The following is a 24,016-nucleotide window of genomic DNA, read 5'->3' on the forward strand; positions in this document are numbered from 1 at the left end:
GATTACCGCACCTTCAGCGTGGCCAGGCCAATCAGCACCAGCATCAGTGAAATAATCCAGAAGCGCACAATCACGCGCGGTTCCGGCCAGCCTTTCAATTCATAGTGGTGGTGAATGGGTGCCATGCGGAAAATACGCTGCCCGCGCAGTTTGAAGGAACCGACCTGCAGGATCACCGACAGCGTCTCCACCACGAATACGCCGCCCATAATCACCAGCAGGAACTCCTGACGCAACAGCACGGCGATAGTGCCGAGCGCGCCGCCCAGCGCCAGGGAACCGACATCCCCCATAAAGACCTGCGCCGGGTAAGTGTTGAACCACAGGAAACCAAGACCCGCACCGACAATGGCGGTACAGACGATCACCAGCTCACCCGCGTGACGCAGATAAGGGATATGCAGATACTCGGCAAACTTCACGTTACCGGTCGCCCACGCCACCAGCGCGAAACCAGCGGCGACAAACACGGTTGGCATAATCGCCAGGCCATCCAGCCCGTCGGTCAGGTTGACCGCATTACTGGTGCCGACAATCACGAAGTAAGCCAGCAGCAGATACAGCAGGCCAAGCTGCGGCATCACGTCTTTAAAGAACGGCACTACCAGCTCGGTCGCCGGGGTGTCTTTGCCAATCATATACATGACAAAAGCGGCACCGAGGGCGATCACCGACTGCCAGAAATATTTCCAGCGGGCGATCAGGCCTTTAGTGTCCTTGCGCACCACTTTGCGGTAGTCATCGACGAAGCCGACAATGCCATAACCGACCAGCACGAACAGTACGCACCAGACGTAAGGGTTTGATGGATAAGCCCACAGCAGCACCGAAATGGTGATGGAGGTGAGGATCATAATCCCGCCCATGGTCGGCGTACCGCGCTTGCTGAAGTGCGACTCAGGACCGTCGTTACGTACCACCTGGCCAAAGGACATTTCCTGCAGGCGGGCGATCATGCGCGGGCCCATCCACAATGAAATAAACAGCGCGGTCAGCAGGCTGACAATGGCGCGAAACGTCAGGTAGGAGAAGACGTTAAAGCCAGAATATAAAGAGACCAGATGCTCGGCCAGCCAGACTAACATGTGCCTTTCTCCTGTAAGGTTTGCACTACCTGCTCCATCGCGGCACTACGTGAACCTTTAACCAATACGGTAATGTGTGAATGCTGTGACAGCAGCGCCAGCGCACGCGCGCTCAGGGCTGCCTTCTCCGTGAAATGCTCACCCACGCCGCTGGCATCAGAGATACCCTGGCTGAGCGTGCCCACGCTTAAAACTTTATCGATGCCGGCCAGGCGAGCCGCTTCGCCGACCTGACGATGACACTCGGCGGCTTCTGCCCCCAGTTCGCCCATGTCGCCGACGATCATTACGCGGTAGCCCGGCATTTCAGCCAGCACCTGCGCGGCGGCGGTCATTGAACCGACGTTGGCGTTGTAGCTGTCATCCAGCAGCAGCTTGTTTTCACCCAGTGCGATCGGGAACAGGCGCCCAGGCACGGCTTTAAGCTGGCTCAGCCCCTGCTGCACCGCCGCGAGCGGCGCTCCGACAGAGAGGGCCAGCGCCGTCGCGGCCAGCGCGTTAGCAATGTTGTGACGGCCCGGCAGCGGCAGGGTAATCGCGATGTCGCCCTGCGGGCTGTGCAGCGTGAAATGGGTACCCTTAGCGCTGAACTTCACCTCAGAGGCGCTGAAATCACAGTCAGCCTGCGGCTCCGGTGAGAAGCGCCAGACGGTTTTGCCGTGCAGCGTCTGCTGCCAGTGCGGCCAGTCGTTGCTGTCGCTGTTGATAATGGCGGTGCCGTGCAGCGGCAGACCGTTGAAAATCTCACCTTTGGCTTTCGCCACGCCCGCCAGCGACCCGAACCCTTCCAGGTGCGCTGCGGCCAGGTTATTGACCAGCGCCGTCTCCGGGCGCGTCAGTTCGGTGGTATAGGCGATCTCACCCTGGTGGTTAGCCCCCAGTTCGATCACCGCATACTGGTGAGCTTCGGTCAGGCGCAGCAGCGTCAGCGGCACGCCGATGTCGTTATTCAGGTTACCCGCGGTGTACAGCGTCTCGCCACATTCACGCAGAATGGCGGCGGTCATCTCTTTAACCGAGGTTTTGCCGGAGGAACCGGTGAGCGCGACGACGCGGGCAGTGGACTGCTGACGCACCCAACCTGCGATCTGGCCGAGGGCAATGCGGGTGTCTGCGACCACAACCTGCGCTACCGCGACAGGTAAGTGCTTACTCACAAGCAGCGCTAAACAGCCAGCGCTGATAGCGTCACCGACGAAGTCATGGGCATCGAAGCGTTCGCCTTTCAGGGCGATAAACAGGCAGCCTGCGCTCACCTTACGCGTGTCGGTGGTCACTTCGGTGATGCTGCGGTCAGCGCCGTACAGCGTGCCGCCGGTGATCTCAGCCAGCTGCTGCAGAGTGAAGGCGATCATGCTATCACCCCCAGCAGACGCGCCACGGTCACGCGGTCAGAGTAATCAAGGCGCTGGCTGCCGATAATCTGGTAATCTTCGTGGCCTTTGCCAGCCACCACTACAATGTCGCCTTCCTGCGCCTGCATCACCGCGTTAGTGACCGCTTGCGCACGCCCCATTACCACGCGGGCGCGGCCGGGGTCCAGCAGGCCAGTCAGCACATCGGCCACAATCGCCGCCGGATCTTCACTGCGCGGGTTATCATCGGTGATCACCACCACATCGGCGAACTGCTCGGCAATCGCCCCCATTAGCGGGCGCTTGCCTTTATCGCGATCGCCGCCGCAGCCAAACAGGCACCACAGCTGCCCTTTACAGTGCAGTCGCGCGGCGCTCAGCGCTTTTTCCAGCGCGTCTGGCGTGTGCGCATAATCCACCACTACCGTCGGTTTGCCCGGCGCGCTAAACACTTCCATGCGCCCGGTAACCGGCAACAGCTGGCTTGCCGTAGCGACCAGCGCCGCCAGTGGATAATCCAGAGACAGCAGCGTCGCCAGTGCCACCAGCAGGTTGCTGACGTTGAATGCGCCCATCAGGCGGCTGTCAATTTCACCGTTGCCCCAGCTTGACTCAAAGCGCACGGAAGCCCCGCCGTCGTGATAGCGAACGTCAGTGGCTTTCAGCCAGCGGCCGTGACAGCCAGGCTGTAAATTGTTTTCCATGGTGACGGCAACGGCGTCAGGCAGCTGCTGCAGCCAGCGGCGGCCGACTTCATCATCGGCGTTGATAATCGCCTGGCCGACCTGATGCTCAGAGAACAGCAGCCATTTCGCGGCTTCATAGCGCGCCATATCGCCGTGGTAGTCGAGGTGGTCGCGGCTGAGATTGGTAAAGGCGGCAGCCGCAAACGGCAGGGCCGCTACGCGATGCTGCACCAGGCCGTGCGAGGAGATCTCCATCGCCGCCAGCGTGGCGCCTTTGTTGACCAGCGATGCCAGCAGATGCTGAACGTCAACCGCTGAGCCGGTGGTATTTTCCGCCGGGGCCAGCTGGCCATACACGCCGTTGCCGACGGTCCCCATCACCGCGCCGGTTTCACCCAGCAGCTGCGCCCACTGCGCCAGCAGCTGCGTAGTGGTGGTTTTGCCGTTAGTGCCGGTCACGCCAATGAGCTTGAGCTTTTCGCCTGGCTGCTGATAGAAGCGCCCGGCCAGGGCTGATAAACGCTGTGAGAGCTGGGCAAGGTAGATAACCGGCACGCCGTGCATCTCTACAATTTGCCCATCTTCCGCTTCACCTTCGGCATCCGCGATGACCGCCGCCACGCCCTGAGCAATGGCCTGGGGAATAAAACGACGGCCGTCAGCCGCATGGCCTTTCACTGCCACAAACAGATCGCCGGAGGCCACTTCACGGCTGTCCAGCGTCATTTCACGCAGCGGGCGATCGGGCGCAGCAGGCACCCATGGAGCCAGTAAGTCGCGCAGATTACGATCGGTCACTCGATCCCTCATTCTTGTTAGTTACCATCTCGCTTTTGTCACTGGTGGGTATGGCATCCGGTTCAACGTTCATGGTGCGCAGCACGCTGCCCATGATGGCGCCAAATACCGGCGCGGATACCGCACCACCGTAATATTTGCCGGCCTGCGGGTCGTTAATCACCACCACCAGCGCAAAACGAGGGTTGCTTGCAGGTGCAACACCTGCGGTATAAGCAATGTATTTATTGACGTATTTCCCGTCCGGCCCAACTTTCTTCGCCGTACCGGTTTTAATCGCGATGCGGTAACCCTTGATCGCCGCTTTAACGCCACCGCCGCCCGGCAGGGCAACGCTTTCCATCATGTGCAGCACGGTGCGCACCAGCGGTTCAGGGAAGACGCGCTGACCCGCCACCGGCGGGTCAACTTTGGTAATCGACAGCGGGCGATAAATGCCATAGCTGCCCATCGTTGCGTAGACTCGCGCTAGCTGTAACGGCGTTACCATTAGCCCGTAGCCGAAAGAGAAGGTGGCCCTCTCTATGTCAGACCACCGTTGTTTTTGAGGGTATATGCCACTGCTTTCTCCGACCAACCCCAAATTGGTCGCTTTGCCGAAACCAAAACGTGAGTAAGTATCTACTAACGCGTTGGAAGGCATCGCCAGCGCCAGTCGAGAAACACCGACGTTGGACGATTTCTGGAGCACCCCGGTCAGGGTCAGTTCGCTATAGCGCGCCACGTCTTTAATTTCGTGGCCGTTAATACGGTAAGGCACGGTGTTCAGCACGCTGCCTTCACGTACCACGCCGCGCTGCAGTGCGGTCATTACCACCATTGGCTTCACGGTGGAGCCAGGCTCGAAGATGTCGGTAATCGCGCGGTTACGCATCACATCTTTTGTCGTGCCGGAGAGGTTGTTCGGGTTGTAGGCCGGGCTGTTAGCCATTGCCAGCACTTCGCCGGTGTTGACATCCACCAGCACCGCGGTGCCCGACTCCGCTTTGTTAAACGCCACGGCGTTGTTCAGCTCGCGGTAAACCTGTGCCTGCAGGCGTTCGTCGATGCTCAGCGCGAGGTTATGCGCCGCCTGACTGTCCACCGAGGAGATATCTTCAATCACGCGGCCGTTACGGTCTTTACGCACGGTACGTTCGCCCGGCTGGCCGGTTAACCACTTATCGAAACTTTTTTCAACGCCTTCAATACCCTGGCCGTCGATATTAGTGAAGCCAATCAGGTGAGAAGTGACCTGCCCGGCAGGATAGTAGCGGCGTGACTCTTCGCGCAGAAAGATGCCCGGCAGCTTGAGTTTTTTCACATAGTCGCCAATGGCCGGGTTGACCTGACGCGCCAGATAAACGAAGCGGCCGTTAGGATTGGCATTCACGCGTGCGGCTAACTGGTCGAGCGGAATCGACAACGCGTCAGACAACGCCTTCCAGCGGCTGTCGAGCGTAATGCCACCCTTGTCGTGCAGCTCTTTCGGATCGACCCAGATGGCGTTGACCGGCACGCTGACGGCCAGCGGGCGGCCAGCGCGATCGCTGATCATGCCGCGTGAGGTCGGTACAGCCTGCACGCGCAGGGAGCGCATGTCCCCTTCACGCACCAGGCGGTCAGGATTGATCACCTGCAGATAGGCGACGCGCAGCAGCAACCCTGCCAGCGCAAGGAAAATACAGCCACACAACAACGCAAAACGCCAGCTGACAAAGCTGGCCTGATCTTCCGTGCGTTTCGACTTCTGCGTCTTATTTGCGGCTCTCATTGAGTCCGGGCGTCCTTATTGCTGTACCACAATATTTTCCTGCGAAGGATCAACATGCTGCATCTGAAGTTTCTCCGTAGCTGTACGTTCCACCCGGCTGTGATCGCCAAGCGCATTCTCTTCGAGGATCAGGTTGCGCCATTCGATATCCAGCGCATCCCGCTCCAGTACCAGCTGTTCACGCTGTGCGGTTAGCAAGCGGGTTTTATGCGCGGTGGTCACCACCGTCACGGCAGTTACCAGCACCGCAATCAGCAAAATCAGAGCGATCTTGCCGTGGCGTAACAGGTCACCACCGATGACGCCGGGTAAATTGTGGCGCTCGTTACCGATCATGATGCCGTTCGCTCCGCGATGCGTAATACGGAACTGCGCGCGCGCGGATTATCGGCCACTTCGCTGTCGCCCGGCATCATTTTGCCCAGCGCTTTCAGCTGGCGACCGCCCAGGCTGCTGAGCTGGGCTTCGGTCATCGGCAGGCCATGTGGCACCTGCGGTCCGCGGCTCTGCTCGCGCATAAAGCGTTTCACAATGCGGTCTTCCAGCGAGTGGAAGCTAATAATCGACAGTCGACCACCCGGGGCCAGCGCGCTCAGTGCGCCCTTCAGCGCCTGTTCAATCTCTTCGAGTTCGCTGTTTACCCAGATACGGATTGCCTGGAAGCTGCGCGTGGCCGGGTGTTTGAATTTGTCTTTCACCGGCGTGGCGACATAAATCACCTCGGCCAGCTCTTTGGTGCGCGTCATCGGCTGTTCACGATTGCGCTCAACGATGGCGCGGGCAATGCGCTTAGCGAAACGCTCTTCACCGAAGGTTTTCAGCACGAAGGCGATATCCGCCTCTTCCGCTTTCAGCAGCCATTCGGCAGCTGACTGGCCGCGCGTCGGGTCCATACGCATATCCAGCGGCCCGTCACGCATAAAGGAGAATCCACGTTCGGCATCATCCAGCTGCGGTGAGGAGACGCCCAGATCCAGCAGGATCCCATCAATCTTCCCCTGCAGGCCGCGCTCTTCGGCATACTCTGCCAGTGCAGAAAACGGACCGTGGATGATGCTGAAACGAGGATCGTTAATCTCAGCAGCGGCTGCGATAGCTTGCGGATCGCGGTCGATAGCATATAAACGACCCTGCTCGCCCAGCTGGGAGAGGATCAGGCGTGAATGTCCGCCGCGGCCAAAAGTGCCATCAATGTAGATGCCGTCAGGTTTGATATTGAGGCCGCTTACCGCCTCGTCTAACAGCACCGTTCTGTGTTTGTAAGTATCCTGCATAGCTATAACGACAAATCCTGCAGCCGCTCAGACAGGGGTTCCTGTGAGGACTGCTCTGCGTCAATATCATCCTTGACTTGTTGATACCAGGTCTGTTCATCCCACAGTTCAAACTTGTTGAACTGCCCAACCAGCATCACTTCTTTAGTCAGGCTCGCATGTTGACGAAGCGTATTCGCCAGCAGTAAACGTCCTGCATTATCCATCTGACATTCACTGGCGTGCCCCAGCAGGAGGCGTTGTACACGGCGCTCTGCGGGGTTCATGCTGGATAAACGCGACAGCTTTTGTTCAATGATTTCCCATTCGGGTAAGGTGTAAAGCAACAGGCATGGCTGGTGGAGGTCAATGGTACAGACCATTTGCCCCTGTGATTCCCCGATCAGCGTTTCGCGATAGCGCGTTGGCACGGCAAGCCGGCCTTTGCTGTCGAGATTGACTAACGTTGCTCCCCGGAACATGTCAGCCTCACCCCCCAGATACCCAAAATCACCACTTTACTCCACAAATTCCCACCAAAAGAGTGTACGGAGCAGAGGAAAACATTGTCAAGCCGCAGTAATAGCGGATTGGCATTATTTCTTCGTGAGATAAAACGTAGGGAAGTTAGAAACAAACCGCCTGAGGAGAGAATTCAAAAATAAACTAATGAATAGTGGCAGGAAATTCTCACACACCTTTAAGCTGCTCAAAAAAATACCACATTTTGACCGTAAAAAATAAACTGCCCGCTTTGCGACACCGGCGGCATTTTAAGGCATTTCCTAACACTTTCCCAGCGTGATGCAGATTCTCTGCGGCAGGCGCGTGGCGACAGGTGCAACAACTTATTTATAAACGTTAAGTTTTATAATCAAAAGCTGACGCCGACGGCTGGGCTTTACTTTTATTTACCTGTCTGGCTGAGCGCGGACGCTTAAATGTGAGGAGGGGGCCAAAGGTGGCTCAGATTGGTTCTGGACAAACGGGGGCGGAAATAATGGGCGCGACGTTGCGCGCCCACTGTCTTAGTTTGCTTTGCGGTTCAGACGCCCACGGCGATAAAGATTACGGCGAATACGCGTCAGCCCCGGCTTTGGCTTGCGCGGCTCATCAAGACTGGCCAGCACCAGTTCCAGCACGCGCTCTGCCACATCGCGATGACGCTGGCCCACTGCCAGCACCGGGCACTCAAGGAAATCCAGCAGTTCGTGGTCGCCAAAGGTGGCAATCGCCAGGTCCTGCGGTAAACGCCCTTCACGTTTCAGCGTCACGTCCATCACGCCCTGCAGCAGGCCGAAAGAGGTGGTGAACAGTGCTTCCGGCATCTCGTGGGTGTCGAGATAATTTTCGAACAGGGCCGCCGCTGCGCTGCGCTCAAAGCTGTTGGCATAGATAAAGTCGATCGGTCGTTCATCGCCCTTCCACGCATCGCGGAAGCCCAGCTCGCGCAGGAAGCTGACGGACAGCTCCGGCAGCGCGCCAAGGAACAGCACCGATTTCGCCGGCAGCTTACGCAGTTCAGCACCGAGCGCTTCTGCATCGTCCTGATCGGCACCGACCACGCTGGTGAAGTGCTCGCGATCCAGCGCCCGGTCCAGCGCAATGATCGGCAGCGGATCATTGACCCAGCGCTGATAAAACGGATGTTCCGGCGGCAGTGAGGTCGAGACGATAATTGCATCGACCTGGCGCTGTAGCAGATGCTCAACGCAGCGCATTTCGTTATCGGGCTGATCTTCTGAACAGGCGATCAGCAGCTGATAGCCGCGCTGGCGCGCCTGGCGTTCCAGATAGTTAGCAATTCGGGTGTAGCTGGTATTTTCCAAATCGGGGATCACCAGCCCTATTGAGCGCGTACGACCGGCGCGAAGCCCTGCCGCCACCGCGTTAGGGTGGTAATTATGTTCACGCACCACCGCCATCACTTTCTCGACGGTTTTATCGCTGACACGATACTGCTTAGCCTTGCCATTAATCACATAGCTGGCCGTCGTGCGCGAAACACCCGCGAGGCGCGCAATTTCATCCAGTTTCACAATAACCCCACACTTCTTTATGGATTAGCATTTGTCACATCTAACCGCAGAAAAGTGTGGCGAGCAACCGCTTTTCATCCGCAGCAGGCGCTTTGTGACAAATAAAAAAAACCCGGCATTACGCCGGGTTAGCAAACAATTCTGATCGTCACCTGGTGAAATTACCGCATGATACGATCGCCGCGCGACACGCCAACAATGCCGGAGCGCGCAACTTCAACGATTTCCGCCACTTCGCGCACGGTGCTGAGGAATGCATCCAGCTTATCGCTGGTACCCGCAAGCTGAACCGTGTAAAGCGATGGCGTAACGTCAACGATCTGCCCACGGAAGATCTCCGCCGAGCGTTTCACCTCTTCGCGACCGTAGCCGCTGGCCTGAATCTTCACCAGCATGATCTCACGCTCGACGAAAGCGCCCTGGCCCAGCTCACTGACGCGCAGCACGTCCACCAGCTTGTGCAGCTGCTTTTCGATCTGCTCAATCACCTTCTCGTCACCGACGGTCTGAATAGTCATGCGTGACAGCGTCGGGTCGTCCGTTGGCGCCACGGTCAGGCTTTCAATGTTGTAGCCGCGCTGGGAGAACAGACCCACCACGCGGGACAATGCGCCGGATTCGTTTTCCAGCAGAACCGATAATACACGACGCATAATTAAGTCCTCTCCGTTTTGCTCAGCCACATTTCGTCCATACCGCCACCGCGAATATGCATCGGGTAGACGTGCTCGGTGCCATCAACGTTGACGTCAACAAACACCAGGCGCTCTTTGCCTAACTGTTCCAGTGCTTCTGTCAGCTTCGATTCCAGCTCGTCAGGGCGATTGATCGAGATACCAACATGGCCATAGGCTTCCGCCAGGCGCACGAAGTCAGGCAGTGATTCCATATAAGATTGTGAATGGCGACCGGAGTAGATCATATCCTGCCACTGCTTCACCATGCCGAGGAAACGGTTGTTGAGGTTCAGCACCAGCACCGGAATGCCGTACTGCAGCGCGGTAGACAGCTCCTGAATATTCATCTGAATACTGCCGTCACCGGTCACACAGACTACGGTTTCTTGCGGCAGCGCCAGCTTGACGCCCAGCGCAGCCGGCAGGCCGAAGCCCATGGTGCCGAGACCGCCGGAGTTGATCCAACGGCGCGGCTTGTCGAACTGATAGTAAAGCGCGGCAAACATCTGATGCTGACCCACGTCAGAGGTGACATAGGCTTCACCTTTGGTCAGACGGCAGATGGTTTCGATCACCGCCTGCGGCTTAATCTTATCGCTGGTGCGGTCGAACTCCAGGCACTGACGGGAACGCCACTGCTCAATGCTCTGCCACCAGTCGCGCACGCTGTCATAATTCTGCTGCACGTCGCTCTGGCCCAGCAGCTCCAGCATCTGTTGCAGCACCTGCTTCGCATCACCCACGATCGGCACATCGGCGGCCACGGTTTTCGAGATCGATGTTGGGTCGATATCGATGTGCAGCACGGTGGCATTCGGGCAGTATTTTGCCAGATTGTTGGTGGTACGGTCATCGAAGCGCACGCCAACGGCGAAGATCACATCGGAGTGATGCATCGTCATGTTGGCTTCGTAGGTGCCGTGCATGCCGAGCATCCCCACGCACTGACGGTGCGTGCCCGGGAAGGCGCCCAGCCCCATCAGCGAGGTGGTCACCGGAACATTCAGTTTCTCGGCAAGCGTCAGCAGCTCTTCGTGGCAGGCTGCATTAATCACACCGCCACCGGCATAAATCACCGGCTTTTTCGCCGCCAGCAGCGTCTGCAATGCGCGCTTAATCTGACCTTTGTGACCCTGCGTCGTCGGATTGTAAGAGCGCATGCTCACTTCATCCGGCCAGACGTAAGGCAGTTTGTTCGCCGGGTTCATCATATCTTTTGGCAGGTCAACCACCACCGGGCCAGGACGACCGCTGGCAGCCAGCCAGAAAGCTTTCTTCATGATGGTCGGGATATCTTCAACCCGCTTCACCATAAAGCTGTGTTTCACCACAGGACGGGAGATCCCGACCATGTCGCACTCCTGGAAGGCGTCATAACCGATAAGCGAGGACATCACCTGACCGGAGAGCACCACCATCGGGATCGAGTCCATATAGGCCGTGGCAATACCAGTAATGGCATTGGTGGCACCGGGACCGGAGGTGACCAGCACCACGCCCACATCACCGGTGGCACGGGCGTAACCATCCGCCATATGCACAGCGCCCTGTTCGTGACGGACCAGGATGTGATCTACGCCGCCGACGGTTTGCAGAGCGTCATAGATATCGAGGACCGCTCCACCGGGATAGCCGAATACATGTTTTACGCCCTGATCGATTAACGATCGGACCACCATCTCGGCTCCTGACAACATCTCCATTTTTGCCTCCAGGCTTTAAGGTGCTGATTTATCTGCGGACAGATAAGGTCAAAACCTGTTTTTTATGCTCAGAAATTGGAAATCATTTCCAACATCCAGGTACAGGGCGCAGCCCCACTCGTTGGATAAACGTTATTGAGTTATGAATTCTTGTGGGCGTTTATCGCAAATACCATAACCGTAGAAAAGTTGGCAGGCAAACGGCAAACCACACCACGAGTGCGCAAAGCGTTAATTAAGGCTCTGCCGCCCTACCCTTGCCAGCGACAATTACACTGAAAATAAGGCATTCCAAAAGCGGAATATACTGCTGCCCGGTTATTTGCATTGTGATCGTTTTGTTATTAAAACTCTGTGGCATCGAATGCCCGGTCGGCTGAATAATGACCATGCGCAGCGGATTGTTATTGATGGTTGACAGCCCTGGGTTTGATCGGGTATCAATAAAGCCACTTTACAATTTATGGGGTCTGATTCAATGATTCGTTCCACCCGCCTACTCGGTCTACTACTAAACGCATCCTCATTGCGCGGTAGACTTGTGGGCGGAATCAATCACTGATTCAGGCTTGCAAAACTAAGAAACCCGCGCCAATGCGCGGGTTTTTTTATGCTCGCGGCAACCGGCGACGTAAACACGACAAGGAACAACCCAATGAGCCAACAAGTCATTATTTTCGATACCACTCTGCGCGATGGCGAGCAGGCATTACAGGCCAGCCTGAGTGTGAAAGAAAAGCTGCAAATTGCCCTGGCACTGGAACGTATGGGCGTCGACGTCATGGAGGTCGGCTTCCCGGTCTCCTCCCCGGGTGATTTTGAATCGGTGCAGACCATCGCCCGCCAGATTAAGAACAGCCGGGTTTGCGGTCTGGCACGCTGTGTGGAAAAAGATATCGACGCAGCCTATGAAGCGCTGCGCGTGGCGGAGGCCTACCGCATCCACACTTTCCTGGCGACCTCGCCGATGCACATTGCCACCAAACTGCGCAGTACCCTGCCAGAAGTGATTGAGCGTGCGGTGAAGATGGTGAAGCGCGCCCGTAACTACACCGACGATGTGGAGTTCTCCTGCGAAGACGGCGGCCGAACGCCAATCGATGACCTGTGCCGCGTGGTAGAAGCCGCGATTAATGCCGGTGCCACCACCATCAACATCCCGGATACCGTCGGTTACACCCTGCCTTACGAATACGCCAACATCTTTAGCGCGCTGCGCGAACGCGTACCCAATATCGATAAAGCGATCCTGTCCGTCCATACCCATGATGACCTGGGCATGGCGGTCGGCAACGCGCTGGCCGCGGTAAATGCCGGTGCGCGCCAGGTTGAAGGCGCCATGAACGGCCTGGGTGAGCGTGCCGGTAACTGCGCGCTGGAAGAGGTGATCATGGCGATTAAAACCCGCAGCCAGCTGATGAATGTGCACACGCGCATTAATCATCAGGAGATTTACCGTACCTGCCAGACCGTCAGCAAAATCTGCAATATGCCTATCCCGGCACATAAAGCGATTATCGGTTCCAACGCATTCGCCCACTCCTCCGGTATCCACCAGGATGGCGTGCTGAAGAACCGCGAAAACTATGAAATCCTGACCCCGGAATCTATCGGTCTGAAGCAGGTACAGCTGAACCTGACTTCGCGCTCCGGCCGCGCTGCCGTGAAGCACCGCATGGAAGAGATGGGCTACACCGAAGCCGAGTACAACATGGATACGCTGTACGAGGCCTTCAAAGCGCTGGCCGACAAGAAAGGCCAGGTCTTCGATTACGACCTGGAAGCGCTGGCGTTTATCAACAAGCAGTCTGAAGAGCCGGAATACTTCAAGCTGGACACCTTCAACGTGCAGTCCGGTTCTACCGTAATTGCTACCGCCACCGTGCAGCTGGGCTGCGGTGATGAGCAGAAAACCGAAGCCGCTACCGGTAACGGTCCGGTTGATGCGGTCTATCAGGCGATCAACCGCATCACCGATTTCGATGCTGAGCTGATCAACTATCAGCTGACCGCCAAAGGCCACGGTAAAGATGCGCTGGGCCAGGTAGATATCGTGGTGCAGTACAAGGAGCGTAAATTCCACGGCGTCGGTCTGGCGACCGATATCGTTGAGTCTTCAGCAAAAGCCATGGTTAACGCACTGAATAACATCTGGCGCGCACGCCAGGTCGAGCAGGAATTGCAGCGTAAGTCGCAGATGAAAGATCAGAAGGAAGCCGTATAAATGTCCAGCAGCTACCATATTGCAGTATTACCCGGTGATGGCATCGGCCCGGAAGTGATGGCTCAGGCCAGCAAAGTGCTGGACGCAGTACGCGAGCGCTTCAACATGCGCATCTCCACCAGCGAATATGACGTCGGCGGCATCGCTATTGACCGCCACGGGGAGCCGTTACCGCAGGCAACGATTAAAGGCTGTGAGCAGGCGGATGCGATTCTGTTCGGCTCGGTCGGTGGCCCAAAATGGGAACACCTTCCGCCTGCAGAACAGCCGGAGCGCGGCGCACTGCTGCCGCTGCGTAAGCACTTCCAGCTGTTCAGCAACCTGCGCCCGGCCAGCCTGTATCAGGGGCTGGAAGATTTCTGCCCGCTGCGCCGCGACATTGCCGACCAGGGTTTCGACATTCTGGTGGTGCGTGAACTGACCGGCGGCATCTATTTTGGCCAGCCAAAGGGGCGTGAAGGCAGCGGAATGCATGAGCGCGCTTTCGACACCGAGGTTTATCACCGTTTCGAAATTGAACGCATTGCGCGTATCGCTTTTGAGTCAGCGCGCAAACGCCACAGCAAGGTAACCTCAATCGATAAAGCTAACGTGCTGCAGTCCTCTATTTTGTGGCGTCAGATTGTTAACGAAGTGGCGCAGGACTACCCGGACGTTGAGCTGAGCCATATGTATATCGACAACGCCACCATGCAGCTGATCAAGGCGCCGTCGCAGTTTGACGTGATGCTGTGCTCAAATCTGTTTGGCGACATCCTGTCGGACGAATGCGCAATGATCACCGGCTCGATGGGCATGCTGCCCTCCGCCAGCCTGAATGAGAAAGGCTTTGGTCTGTTCGAACCGGCGGGCGGTTCCGCGCCGGATATCGCCGGGAAAAATATCGCTAACCCGGTGGCGCAGATCCTGTCACTGGCCCTGCTGCTGCGCTACAGCCTGAATGCGGCAAACGCCGCCGACGCTATTGAGCACGCCATTAACCGCGCGCTGGAAGAGGGTTATCGCACCGGCGACCTGGCCGGTAACGGTAAAGCGATCGGCACCGATGAAATGGGCAGCGTGATTGCCCGGTTTATTCGCGAAGCATAATGATGAAAACACTGTACGAGAAGCTGTTTGATGCGCACGTCGTGCACGAAGCACCCAATGAAACACCGCTGATCTATATTGACCGTCACCTCGTCCATGAGGTGACCTCAGCGCAGGCATTTGACGGCCTGCGCGCGCACGGCCGCCCGGTGCGCCAGCCGTCAAAAACCTTTGCCACCATGGATCATAACGTCTCCACCCAGTCGCGGGACATCAACGCCAGCGGCGAGATGGCGCGTATCCAGATGTCGATGCTGATGAAAAACTGTGAGGCGTTCGGCGTGCAGCTGTTTGACCTGAACCATCAGTTTCAGGGCATCGTACACGTGATGGGGCCGGAGCAGGGCCTGTCGCTGCCGGGCATGACTATCGTTTGTGGTGATTCCCATACCTCCACCCACGGCGCGTTAGGCGCGCTGGCGTTTGGTATCGGCACCTCCGAGGTCGAGCACGTGCTGGCCACGCAGACGCTGAAACAGTCGCGGGCGAAAACCATGAAGGTGGAAGTGCGCGGCAAAACGGCAGCGGGCATTACCGCGAAAGATATCGCGCTGGCGATTATCGGTAAAACCGGCAGCGGCGGCGGCAACGGTCACGTGGTCGAATTCTGCGGCGAAGCGGTGGAAGCCCTGAGCATGGAAGGCCGCATGACCCTGTGCAACATGGCGATTGAGCTGGGCGCGAAGGCCGGGCTGATTGCGCCTGATGACACCACCTTTAACTACGTTAAGGGCCGTCGCTTTGCCCCGAAAGAGGCTGAGTGGCAGCAGGCGGTAGATTACTGGCGCACGCTAAAATCCGATGATGGCGTGCAGTTCGACAAAGTGGTGACGCTGGATGCCGCCGATATTGCGCCGCAGGTGACCTGGGGCACCAATCCCGGCCAGGTGATCGCCGTCAGCGATCTCATCCCGGACCCGGCGTCGTTCAGCGACCCGGTGGAACGCGCCTCTGCGGAAAAAGCGCTGGCCTATATGGATCTCAAACCCGGTATTCGCCTGACCGATGTGCGCATCGACAAAGTGTTTATCGGCTCCTGTACCAATTCACGCATTGAAGATCTGCGCGCGGCGGCGGCGGTGGTAAAAGGCCATAAGATCGCTGCTGGCGTGCAGGGGTATGTGGTGCCCGGTTCTGGCCCGGTGAAAGCTCAGGCGGAAGCGGAAGGTCTGGATAAGATCTTTATTGATGCGGGTTTTGAATGGCGCCTGCCAGGCTGCTCGATGTGCCTGGCCATGAACAACGACCGCCTCAGCCCGGGTGAACGCTGCGCTTCCACCAGCAACCGTAACTTTGAAGGTCGCCAGGGGCGCGGCGGACGCACTCATCTGGTCAGCCCGGCGATGGCAGCCGCAGCAGCCGTAGCCGGCCATTTTGCCGACATTCGTGAGCTGGCGTAAGGAATTATTATGGCGAAAAAATTTACCCAACACAGCGGTATCGTGGTGCCGCTGGATGCAGCCAACGTCGACACCGATGCGATTATCCCCAAGCAGTTTTTGCAGATGGTGACGCGCACCGGTTTTGGCCGCAACCTGTTTTATGACTGGCGCTACAGCGACGCTGAGGGGCAAATCCCTAACCCGGACTTTATCCTTAACCAGCCGGCGTTCAGCGGTGCCAGCATTATGCTGACCCGTGAAAACTTCGGCTGCGGCTCCTCGCGTGAACATGCACCGTGGGCGCTGACCGATTATGGCATCCAGGCGATTATTGGCTCCGGCTTTGCCGATATCTTTGCTAATAACTCGTTCAATAATCAGCTGCTGCTGGTGACGCTGAGTGAAGCAGAAGTGGATGAGATGTTCCGGATGGTCGCCGCTGAGCCGGGCATGCGCTTTACCGTTGATCTGGTCAATCAGCAGGTGCTGGTCGGGGATAAAGCCTGGCCGTTTGAGATCGACAGCTTCCGCCGCCACTGCCTGATCAACGGTCTGGACTCCATTGGCCTGACGTTGCAGCACGATGCCGATATCAGCGCCTGGGAACAGAAACAACCCGCGTTTTTGCGTTAATGCGGCGGCGGGCTGACCGAAAAAGAGGGTCAGCCGCTACAAATACGGTAGGGTTCGACCTTTTTTTCCGGTCGCCCCCTATCAATCACTCCGCTCTTTTCTCCCGCACCCGCCACGACAGCGCAAACGACACTATCGCCAGCAGGAACGCCAGCCAGTAAACCGCGTCATGCCCGAAGGTCTCCGCCAGCGCCCCCTGCAGCACCCCCGCCAGAATGACCCCGGTCGAAATACTGTTGGTAAACAGCGTGGTGGCCGCGCCGGGGCGCCCAGGCATTAAATCCTGGAACCAGATCATGCCAATCCCGGCAATAATGCCGATAAACACCGCATTAAACAGCTGCAGTATCATCAGCGCCGTGCGGCTGTGAAACAGCACCAGCCCGAGATAAAACAGCACGCCGCAGCCGATCGCCAATAGCATCATGGTGCGTTTACCAAAGCGTTTCACAGAGTGCCCGGCCAGCAGCATTACCGGGATCTCCAGCCCGGCCGCGGTGCCCATCAGCAGCCCGGCCAGTTTCTCCGGCAGCCCCAGCACGCCGCTGATATACAGCGGCATATCAATGATATACATGGTATTGCAGGTCCACATGATAACCGAGGCGATAAACAGCATGCGCACGTCCGCACTTTTCCAGGCGCTAATCTCGGTGATAGGAACTGCCCCGCTACTCTCCGCACGCGGCACCGACGGCAGGGTAAACCACACCAGCGCCACGCAGGCAACGAACAGCGCTGCGGCAACGATAAACATGGTGGTAAAGCCATAGTTCAGGGCAATAGCAAACGACAGCGGCGGGCCAATTACCCACGCCAGCGACAGCTGGGCACGCATCACCGAACTAAACATCACCGCCTCACGCGCCGAGCTGTCGGCATATTCCCGCGCCAGGGCAAATATCTGCGGCATCGCCACGCTGGCAATCGCCGACAGCAGCACCCCGGCGGTGATCAGCGTCAGATAGTGGCGGTTGAAGGCAAACAGCAGCGCATTCGCCACCGCCATCACGCAGCAGAACAGGATCAGCATGCGCCGGTCGCCGCGATTATCGGAGCGCTTCGCCAGCAGCAGGCTGACCACGATCCCCGCCACCGCATTCACCGTATAAAACAGCCCGACCCAGAACGGCCGCACGGCTACTTCACGGCTGAGGAACAGGCTCAGCGTCGGGGCCTGTAATGCCCCGGCGACGCCGACCATAAAAGAGACAGCCATAAAAGCCAGGTACACCGGATGAATACGGCGATTGCGAAGGAGCGATTTCATTACGGGTGCCTCGACCTGCAAAAATGGAGAGAGTGCTAAACCAATAGCTTAGAAGAGAAAGCATGAAAAAAGCCAGCGGCATAGACGCCAGCTGGCCGGTGAAAAGCACCATACTCAGAACTACCCGGTCCGGGTAAAGATTCAGAGTGCCATTCCGAAGAATGCCTCCCACTCTTTCATCTGTCAGCATTATCACCGTAATATAGGGCAGCAAAAACAGACGGCTTTTAACACAGGGTTCCCCTTTTATGTCTTCACCGCGTTTGCAGCAGCAGTTTATCCGGCTCTGGCAGTGCTGCGAGGGCCAGTCACAGGAAACCACGCTGAGCGATCTGGCGGTCCAGCTCAGCTGTTCTCGTCGCCATATGCGCAACCTGCTGAACGCTATGCAGGAACAGGGCTGGCTTGAGTGGCAGGCGGAAGCCGGGCGCGGCAAGCGCTCACGCCTGACCTTCCGCTACACCGGGCTGGCCCTGCAGCAGCAGCGGGCGGAGGACCTGCTGGAACAGGACCGCATCGATCAGCTGGTACAGCTGGTCGGCGACAAAAACCGCGTGCGTCAGATGCTGCTATCGCATCTGGGCCGCAGCTTCCGCCAGGGGAAACATATCCTGCGCGTGCTCTACTACCGCCCGCTGCTCAATCTGCTGCCCGGCACGCCGCTGCGCCGCTCAGAAACCCACCTCGCCCGCCAGATCTTTAACGGCCTGGCGCGGATAAATGAGGAAAACGGGGAAATCGAGCCGGACATTGCCCACCACTGGCAGCAGATCGCCCCGCTGCACTGGCGCTTCTTTCTGCGCCCGGCGATTCATTTCCACCACGGCCGCGAGCTGGAGATGGACGATGTCATCGCCACGCTGGAGCGCCTGAAACAGCAGCCGCTGTTCAGCCACTTCGCGCAGATTGAAAGCCATACGCCGTGGACGCTGGATATCCATCTCAGCCACCCTGATGCCTGGCTACCCTGGCTGCTGGGCAGCGTCAGCGCGATGATCCTGCCAAAGGAGTGGCCGCACATGCGCAACTTTGCCCGCCAGCCGGTGGGCACCGGGGCCTACGCGGTCGAGCGCAACCAGCACAGCCAGCTGCGCATCTCGGCGTTTGATGACTACTTTGGCTACCGGGCGCTGATTGACGAGGTCAACATCTGGGTGCTGCCGGAGATCAGCGACGAGCTGGTCTACTCCGGCGTGAAGCTGCAAAGCGAAAGCACCGATGAGAAATCAGAGGAGAGCCGTCTTGAGGAGGGCTGCTACTTCCTGATGTTTGACCAGCGCTCGGCACACGGCCGTAATGAGCAGCTGCGCCGCTGGATCAGCACCATCTTCAACCCGATCGCGCTGCTCAACCACAGCGGCATCGCCTATCAGCGCTACTGGTTCCCGGCCTACGGCCTGCTGCCGCGCTGGCACCATCGCCGCGATATGGCGGTTGCCGGGAAGCCGCCGGGGCTAACCTCGCTCACCATCACCTGGTATAGCGACCACATTGAGCACCAGGGCATCGCCAACGCGCTCGGGCCGATCCTGGCCGCGCACGGCGTCGAGCTAATCACTCAGGAGATCGACTATGAGAGCTGGTATCGCGGCGAAGCCGAAAGCGATATCTGGCTCGGCAGCGCCAACTTTACCCTGCCGCTGGAGTTCTCGCTGTTTGCCCTGCTGTATGAGATCCCGCTGATGCACCACTGCGTGCCGATCGACTGGGAAAGCGATGCGGTGCAGTGGCGCGAGCAGAAGCTGCCGCTCGCCGACTGGAGCAAGCAGCTGATTGAGAGCAACTTCCTGCATCCGCTGTTCCACCACTGGCTGCTGCTGCACGGGCAGCGCAGTATGCGCGGCGTGCGCATGAACACCCTCGGCTGGTTTGACTTCAAGTCTGCCTGGTTCGCGCCGCCGGAATCATGACGCTTTCGCCCTGTTGACGAAGCCTCTACAATAAGCCGCGATTAGCGGCCCACCCTACTGAAGGAACGCCACGTGTTGAAAAGAATACTGCCTCTGCTGGTGCTGTTTTCCCTGCCTGCCTTCGCGGCGAAAGAGACCCTGACGGTTTACACCTATGACTCTTTCTCCGCCGACTGGGGCCCCGGCCCGGCGATAAAAAAAGCGTTCGAAGCGCAGTGCAACTGCGAGCTGAAATACGTGGCGCTGGAGGATGGCGTATCGCTGCTCAACCGGCTGCGCATGGAAGGCAAAAACAGCAAGGCCGACGTGGTGCTGGGGCTGGATAACAATCTGCTGGATGCCGCCGAAAAGACCGGGCTGTTTGCCCCGGCCACTGTCGACACCCACGGCAGCACGGTGCCGGGCGGCTGGCACAACAGCACCTTCGTGCCGTTCGATTACGGCTGGTTCGCCTTCGTTTATGATAAAACCAAACTGCAAAATCCGCCAAAAAGCCTGAAAGAGCTGGTGGAGAGCGACCGACCGCTGAAGATCATTTACCAGGATCCGCGCACCAGCACGCCGGGACTCGGCCTGCTGCTGTGGATGCAGAAAGTGTTTGGCGCTGACAGCCCGCAGGCGTGGCAGAAGCTGGCGAAGAAAACCGTCACCGTCACCAAAGGCTGGAGCGAAGCCTATGGCCTGTTTCTGAAAGGGGAGAGCGATATGGTGCTGAGTTACACCACCTCCCCGGCTTATCACCTGATTGCCGAGAAGAAAGACCAGTACGCCGCCGCTAACTTTAGCGAAGGCCACTATTTACAGGTAGAGGTGGCCGGGCAGCTGAAGGCCAGCAAGCAGCCTGAACTGGCACAGCAGTTTATGCAGTTCATTCTGACGCCTGCCTTCCAGGACACTATCGCCACCGGCAACTGGATGTACCCGGCGATCAAAACCACCTTGCCTGCCGGTTTCGACACCCTGACCGTGCCCGCCACCTCTTTGCAATACAGCGCCGGGGACGTAGCGAGCCAGCGCAGCAGCTGGATTAGTGCATGGCAACGCGCCGTCAGCCAGTAATCCCCGGCTGGCTGCTGCCCGGCGGGATTGCCGCGCTGCTGCTGATCGGCGTGGCGCTGCTGGCGTTTTTTGCCCTGTGGCAGAATGCACCCGCAACCGACTGGCGCGCACTCTGGCATGACAGCTATCTGTGGCACGTGCTGCGCTTCTCCTTCGGCCAGGCGCTGCTGTCGGCGCTGCTGTCGGTGTTACCGGCGATTCTGCTGGCGCGGGCGCTGTATCGCCGCCGCTTTACCGGGCGCGCCACCCTGCTGCGGCTGTGCGCCATGACGCTGGTGCTGCCGGTGCTGGTCGCCGTGTTTGGCATTCTCAGCGTCTATGGCCGCAGCGGCTGGCTGGCACAGCTCTGCGCCCTGCTCGGCATCCACTATTCGTTCACGCCTTACGGCCTGCAGGGCATCCTGCTGGCGCACGTCTTCTTTAATCTGCCGCTGGCCACGCGCCTGCTGTTGCAGGCCTTGCAGCAGATCCCCGGCGAACAGCGCCAGCTTGCTGCCCAGCTGGGCCTGGGCGGATGGGCGCATTTTTGCATTGTCGAATGGCCGTGGCTGCGGCGGCAGATCCTGCCGGCAGGCGCGCTGATCTTTATGCTCTGTTTCGCCAGCTTCGCGACGGTGCTGTCGCTTGGCGGCGGACCGCAGGCCACCACCATCGAGCTGGCAATTTTTCAGGCGCTGAGCTTTGACTACGACCCGGGCCGCGCCGCTCTGCTGGCGCTATTGCAGATGGTCTGCTGCCTGGGGCTGGTCGTGCTGAGCCAGCGTCTGAGCAAGGCCATTCCGGCGGGCAGCGACAGCCTGGGCGGCTGGCGTAATCCGCAGGACAGCTGGCGCGCACGCCTGCTTGACGGCGTGCTGATCGCGCTGGCGCTGCTGCTGATCCTGCCACCGCTGCTGGCGGTGGTCGCTGACGGGCTCAATCAGGGCTTTAGCGGCGTATTGCAGCAGACCGCGCTGTGGCAGGCGACATTTACCTCGCTGCGCATCGCCCTCGGGGCCGGGCTGTTGAGCGTGCTGCTGACGGTGATGCTGCTGTGGAGCAGCCGCGAACTGCGCCTGCGTCAGCATTCGCTGTGGGGCCAGGCGCTGGAGCTAAGCGGCATGCTGATCCTCGCCATGCCCGGTATTGTACTGGCGACCGGCTTTTTCCTGCTGCTCAACCAGAGCGTGGGGCTACCGGACTCCGCGGACGGCATCGTTATTTTCACCAATGCGCTGATGGCGGTGCCCTATGCCATGAAGGTGCTGGAAAACCCGCTGCGCGACATCGCCGAGCGCTACAACCGCCTCTGCTTATCGCTGGATATTCGCGGCTGGAACCGCCTGCGGCTGATTGAGCTACGCGCCCTGAAACGCCCGCTGGCGCAGGCGCTGGCCTTTGCCTGCGTACTGTCGATTGGGGATTTCGGCGCGGTGGCGCTGTTTGGCAACGAGCACTTTCGCACGCTGCCGTTCTACCTCTATCAGCAGATAGGTTCGTACCGCAGCAGCGACGGCGCAGTAACGGCCCTGCTGCTGCTGCTGCTCTGCTTCCTGCTGTTCACCGTGATTGAAAAACTGCCGGGGCGCCATGTTAAGCCTGACTAATCTCACCTATCTGTACAACCACCTGCCGATGCGCTTCACCTTCAGCGCGCAGGCGGGCGAGCGGCTGGCGATCCTCGGCCCGAGCGGCGCGGGCAAAAGCACCCTGCTGAGCCTGCTGGCCGGCTTTCTGCCGATCAGCGGCGGCGATCTGCGGCTAAACGGCAGCGACCATCGTGCGACGCCTCCGGCGCAGCGCCCGGTGTCGATGCTGTTTCAGGAGAACAACCTGTTTCCGCACCTGACGGTGGCGCAGAATATTGGCCTTGGCCTGCACCCCGGGCTGAAGCTCAGCCACCAGCACAAGCATGAGTTACAGAACATCGCCCAGCGCGTCGGGCTGACGGATGAGCTACAGCGCCTGCCGCATCAGCTCTCCGGCGGCCAGCGCCAGCGTGCGGCCCTCGCCCGCTGCCTGGTGAGACAACAGCCGATCCTGCTGCTCGACGAGCCGTTCTCCGCCCTCGATCCGGCCCTGCGTAAAGAGATGCTGGCGCTGGTGGATGAGGTCTGTGCCGAGCGCAATATCACGCTGCTGATGGTGTCGCACAGCATTGAAGATGCCGCGACCATCGCACCGCGCAGCCTGCTGATCGTTGACGGAAGGGTTTACTGGGATGGCAGCACCGCGCTGTTGCAGCGCGGTGCCGTGCCGGAGGCGGCGGTACTCGGGGTGACTTTAGAAAAACACGTCCCATAACAGATGGCGGAAAATCGGCATCATCGGGTGGAACTGAATCGCGGTAAAGCTGGCTATCGCCAGCACCGCCACCAGCGGCGCTAACCAGCGCAGGCGCGCAACCGGCAGAAACGGCGTGGCCCAGTCGTTCTGCTTTTTCGCCCGCAGCCAGCGCCAGCACAGCCAGCAGCCGAGCCATACCAGCAGCGCCACGCCGAGCAGCAGCCACTTAAACATCCCGCTGCTGGCATCCTTCGGCACGTCAATCGCCACGCCCGCCAGGATCCCCGGCAGCAGATAGAGCGGCGGCCACAGAATGCAGCCAATCAGGTTCGGCGGAATAAATTTGCGCACCGGCAGCTCCAGCATCCCTGCCACCAGCGGGATCAGCGGCCGCGTAGGCCCAACAAAGCGCCCGACGATAATGGTGAACATGCTGTGCGCGTGCAGCGCATGTTCGGTTTTATCCATCAGCTTCTGGTGTTTTTTGATAAACGACCAGCGGTGCAGCGGCCCTTTAAACTGCCAGCCGATAAAATAGGAGATCCAGTCACCGAGCAGGCAACCTATCGTCCCCACCGCCCACGCAGGATAGAGCCCAATCTGCCCGCTGCCGATCAGCGCGCCAAAGGAAGCCATTAACACCGTTCCCGGCAGCAGCAGCCCGACCAGCGCCAACGATTCAAAGAAAGTCACCAGGCCAATCGCCAGTAGCGACCAGGCCAGTGATTGGGTAATTAAATGTTGCAGCCAGGCTTCCATATCATTCCAAAACGGTAAGAAGAACCCTGGATTCTCCAGAGGCAGCTGGAAAGCGTCAAGGCCTGATTTGTATGGG

Annotated in this window: 20 protein-coding genes; 8 read left to right on the forward strand and 12 right to left on the reverse strand. The window is 58.8% G+C overall.

Features of this window, described 5'->3' with window-relative positions; genetic code table 11:
• Positions 1–2 precede the first annotated feature (2 nt).
• From mraY to ilvI, 10 genes are all read right to left on the reverse strand, one after another.
• Positions 3–1,085: a phospho-N-acetylmuramoyl-pentapeptide-transferase gene (mraY, locus tag QLG07_RS10675; protein WP_048914878.1), complete on the reverse strand. Its 1,083-nt coding sequence runs from the start codon at positions 1,083–1,085 to the stop codon at positions 3–5.
• Positions 1,079–2,440 (reverse strand): UDP-N-acetylmuramoyl-tripeptide--D-alanyl-D-alanine ligase, encoded by a 1,362-nt coding sequence (gene murF / locus QLG07_RS10680; RefSeq protein WP_099753874.1) that lies wholly within the window; start codon positions 2,438–2,440, stop codon positions 1,079–1,081. The genes mraY and murF overlap by 7 nt, the downstream gene beginning before the upstream one ends.
• Positions 2,437–3,924, reverse strand: coding sequence for a UDP-N-acetylmuramoyl-L-alanyl-D-glutamate--2,6-diaminopimelate ligase (gene murE, locus QLG07_RS10685; RefSeq protein WP_048914876.1), 1,488 nt, complete (start codon positions 3,922–3,924; stop codon positions 2,437–2,439). Before murE ends, murF begins: the two co-directional genes overlap by 4 nt.
• Positions 3,911–5,677 carry a peptidoglycan glycosyltransferase FtsI gene (locus QLG07_RS10690; protein WP_282469194.1) on the reverse strand — a complete coding sequence of 589 codons (1,767 nt, stop codon included), beginning with the start codon at positions 5,675–5,677 and terminating at the stop codon, positions 3,911–3,913. The genes murE and QLG07_RS10690 overlap by 14 nt, the downstream gene beginning before the upstream one ends.
• A 15-nt stretch (positions 5,678–5,692) precedes the next feature.
• The gene (gene ftsL, locus QLG07_RS10695) at positions 5,693–6,013 is read right to left on the reverse strand and encodes a cell division protein FtsL (RefSeq protein ID WP_048914874.1); all 321 of its coding nucleotides are present in this window, start codon (positions 6,011–6,013) and stop codon (positions 5,693–5,695) included.
• Complete coding sequence (gene rsmH, locus QLG07_RS10700; protein WP_048914873.1) at positions 6,010–6,951, reverse strand: 16S rRNA (cytosine(1402)-N(4))-methyltransferase RsmH; 942 nt, start codon at positions 6,949–6,951, stop codon at positions 6,010–6,012. The genes ftsL and rsmH overlap by 4 nt, the downstream gene beginning before the upstream one ends.
• A 2-nt stretch (positions 6,952–6,953) precedes the next feature.
• Entirely contained in the window at positions 6,954–7,412 is a 459-nt protein-coding gene (gene mraZ, locus QLG07_RS10705; RefSeq protein WP_048914872.1) for a division/cell wall cluster transcriptional repressor MraZ, read from the reverse strand.
• 546 nt (positions 7,413–7,958) lie between these two features.
• Complete coding sequence (gene cra / locus QLG07_RS10710; RefSeq protein WP_048914830.1) at positions 7,959–8,969, reverse strand: catabolite repressor/activator; 1,011 nt, start codon at positions 8,967–8,969, stop codon at positions 7,959–7,961.
• Positions 8,970–9,130: 161 nt separating this feature from the next.
• Entirely contained in the window at positions 9,131–9,622 is a 492-nt protein-coding gene (ilvN, locus tag QLG07_RS10715) for an acetolactate synthase small subunit (protein ID WP_048914829.1), read from the reverse strand.
• A 2-nt stretch (positions 9,623–9,624) separates the two neighbouring features.
• A complete protein-coding gene (gene ilvI, locus QLG07_RS10720; RefSeq protein ID WP_048914828.1) occupies positions 9,625–11,349 on the reverse strand; it encodes an acetolactate synthase 3 large subunit in 1,725 nt (574 codons plus the stop codon).
• Between the two features lie 655 nt (positions 11,350–12,004).
• On the opposite strand from ilvI, the gene leuA reads away from it, so the two are divergent.
• Genes leuA through leuD form a run of 4 tightly spaced genes read left to right on the forward strand, consistent with a single transcriptional unit; the run spans position 12,005 to position 16,677 of the window.
• Entirely contained in the window at positions 12,005–13,573 is a 1,569-nt protein-coding gene (gene leuA, locus QLG07_RS10725) for a 2-isopropylmalate synthase (protein WP_282469195.1), read from the forward strand.
• The gene (gene leuB / locus QLG07_RS10730; RefSeq protein ID WP_282469196.1) at positions 13,574–14,662 is read left to right on the forward strand and encodes a 3-isopropylmalate dehydrogenase; all 1,089 of its coding nucleotides are present in this window, start codon (positions 13,574–13,576) and stop codon (positions 14,660–14,662) included.
• Complete coding sequence (leuC, locus tag QLG07_RS10735) at positions 14,662–16,062, forward strand: 3-isopropylmalate dehydratase large subunit (RefSeq protein WP_048914825.1); 1,401 nt, start codon at positions 14,662–14,664, stop codon at positions 16,060–16,062. The genes leuB and leuC overlap by 1 nt, the downstream gene beginning before the upstream one ends.
• A 9-nt stretch (positions 16,063–16,071) precedes the next feature.
• On the forward strand, positions 16,072–16,677 hold the full coding sequence (gene leuD, locus QLG07_RS10740) for a 3-isopropylmalate dehydratase small subunit (RefSeq protein WP_048914824.1): 606 nt from the start codon (positions 16,072–16,074) through the stop codon (positions 16,675–16,677).
• An 85-nt stretch (positions 16,678–16,762) separates the two neighbouring features.
• Here the strand turns inward: leuD and QLG07_RS10745 are convergent, their stop codons facing one another.
• Positions 16,763–17,947, reverse strand: coding sequence for an MFS transporter (locus QLG07_RS10745; protein ID WP_282469197.1), 1,185 nt, complete (start codon positions 17,945–17,947; stop codon positions 16,763–16,765).
• Positions 17,948–18,195: 248 nt separating this feature from the next.
• On the opposite strand from QLG07_RS10745, the gene sgrR reads away from it, so the two are divergent.
• The 4 genes from sgrR to thiQ all read left to right on the forward strand — a co-directional run bounded on the left by sgrR (position 18,196) and on the right by thiQ (position 23,199).
• Positions 18,196–19,857 (forward strand): HTH-type transcriptional regulator SgrR, encoded by a 1,662-nt coding sequence (sgrR, locus tag QLG07_RS10750; RefSeq protein ID WP_062818084.1) that lies wholly within the window; start codon positions 18,196–18,198, stop codon positions 19,855–19,857.
• A 72-nt stretch (positions 19,858–19,929) separates the two neighbouring features.
• Entirely contained in the window at positions 19,930–20,916 is a 987-nt protein-coding gene (gene thiB / locus QLG07_RS10755) for a thiamine ABC transporter substrate binding subunit (protein WP_099753880.1), read from the forward strand.
• Positions 20,892–22,502: a thiamine/thiamine pyrophosphate ABC transporter permease ThiP gene (gene thiP / locus QLG07_RS10760; protein WP_191149520.1), complete on the forward strand. Its 1,611-nt coding sequence runs from the start codon at positions 20,892–20,894 to the stop codon at positions 22,500–22,502. The genes thiB and thiP overlap by 25 nt, the downstream gene beginning before the upstream one ends.
• Positions 22,486–23,199 carry a thiamine ABC transporter ATP-binding protein ThiQ gene (thiQ, locus tag QLG07_RS10765; RefSeq protein ID WP_187498447.1) on the forward strand — a complete coding sequence of 238 codons (714 nt, stop codon included), beginning with the start codon at positions 22,486–22,488 and terminating at the stop codon, positions 23,197–23,199. Before thiP ends, thiQ begins: the two co-directional genes overlap by 17 nt.
• Here the strand turns inward: thiQ and QLG07_RS10770 are convergent.
• Entirely contained in the window at positions 23,179–23,940 is a 762-nt protein-coding gene (locus QLG07_RS10770) for a DedA family protein (protein ID WP_048914818.1), read from the reverse strand. The genes thiQ and QLG07_RS10770 overlap by 21 nt on opposite strands.
• Between the last annotated feature and the right edge of the window lie 76 nt (positions 23,941–24,016).

This window comes from Erwinia sp. V90_4 (assembly GCF_029967685.1).
GTDB classification, from domain to species: Bacteria; Pseudomonadota; Gammaproteobacteria; order Enterobacterales; family Enterobacteriaceae; genus Erwinia; species Erwinia aphidicola.

Excerpts from the sequence above, each read along its gene's own strand:
- mraY (WP_048914878.1), bottom strand. The coding sequence starts at position 1,085 with ATGTTAGTCTGGCTGGCCGAGCATCTGGTCTCTTTATATTCTGGCTTT.
- murF (WP_099753874.1), bottom strand. The coding sequence starts at position 2,440 with ATGATCGCCTTCACTCTGCAGCAGCTGGCTGAGATCACCGGCGGCACG.
- QLG07_RS10690 (WP_282469194.1), bottom strand. The coding sequence starts at position 5,677 with ATGAGAGCCGCAAATAAGACGCAGAAGTCGAAACGCACGGAAGATCAG.
- ftsL (WP_048914874.1), bottom strand. The coding sequence starts at position 6,013 with ATGATCGGTAACGAGCGCCACAATTTACCCGGCGTCATCGGTGGTGAC.
- rsmH (WP_048914873.1), bottom strand. The coding sequence starts at position 6,951 with ATGCAGGATACTTACAAACACAGAACGGTGCTGTTAGACGAGGCGGTA.
- mraZ (WP_048914872.1), bottom strand. The coding sequence starts at position 7,412 with ATGTTCCGGGGAGCAACGTTAGTCAATCTCGACAGCAAAGGCCGGCTT.
- ilvN (WP_048914829.1), bottom strand. The coding sequence starts at position 9,622 with ATGCGTCGTGTATTATCGGTTCTGCTGGAAAACGAATCCGGCGCATTG.
- ilvI (WP_048914828.1), bottom strand. The coding sequence starts at position 11,349 with ATGGAGATGTTGTCAGGAGCCGAGATGGTGGTCCGATCGTTAATCGAT.
- leuA (WP_282469195.1), top strand. The coding sequence starts at position 12,005 with ATGAGCCAACAAGTCATTATTTTCGATACCACTCTGCGCGATGGCGAG.
- leuB (WP_282469196.1), top strand. The coding sequence starts at position 13,574 with ATGTCCAGCAGCTACCATATTGCAGTATTACCCGGTGATGGCATCGGC.
- leuC (WP_048914825.1), top strand. The coding sequence starts at position 14,662 with ATGATGAAAACACTGTACGAGAAGCTGTTTGATGCGCACGTCGTGCAC.
- leuD (WP_048914824.1), top strand. The coding sequence starts at position 16,072 with ATGGCGAAAAAATTTACCCAACACAGCGGTATCGTGGTGCCGCTGGAT.
- QLG07_RS10745 (WP_282469197.1), bottom strand. The coding sequence starts at position 17,947 with ATGAAATCGCTCCTTCGCAATCGCCGTATTCATCCGGTGTACCTGGCT.
- sgrR (WP_062818084.1), top strand. The coding sequence starts at position 18,196 with ATGTCTTCACCGCGTTTGCAGCAGCAGTTTATCCGGCTCTGGCAGTGC.
- thiP (WP_191149520.1), top strand. The coding sequence starts at position 20,892 with ATGGCAACGCGCCGTCAGCCAGTAATCCCCGGCTGGCTGCTGCCCGGC.
- thiQ (WP_187498447.1), top strand. The coding sequence starts at position 22,486 with ATGTTAAGCCTGACTAATCTCACCTATCTGTACAACCACCTGCCGATG.
- QLG07_RS10770 (WP_048914818.1), bottom strand. The coding sequence starts at position 23,940 with ATGGAAGCCTGGCTGCAACATTTAATTACCCAATCACTGGCCTGGTCG.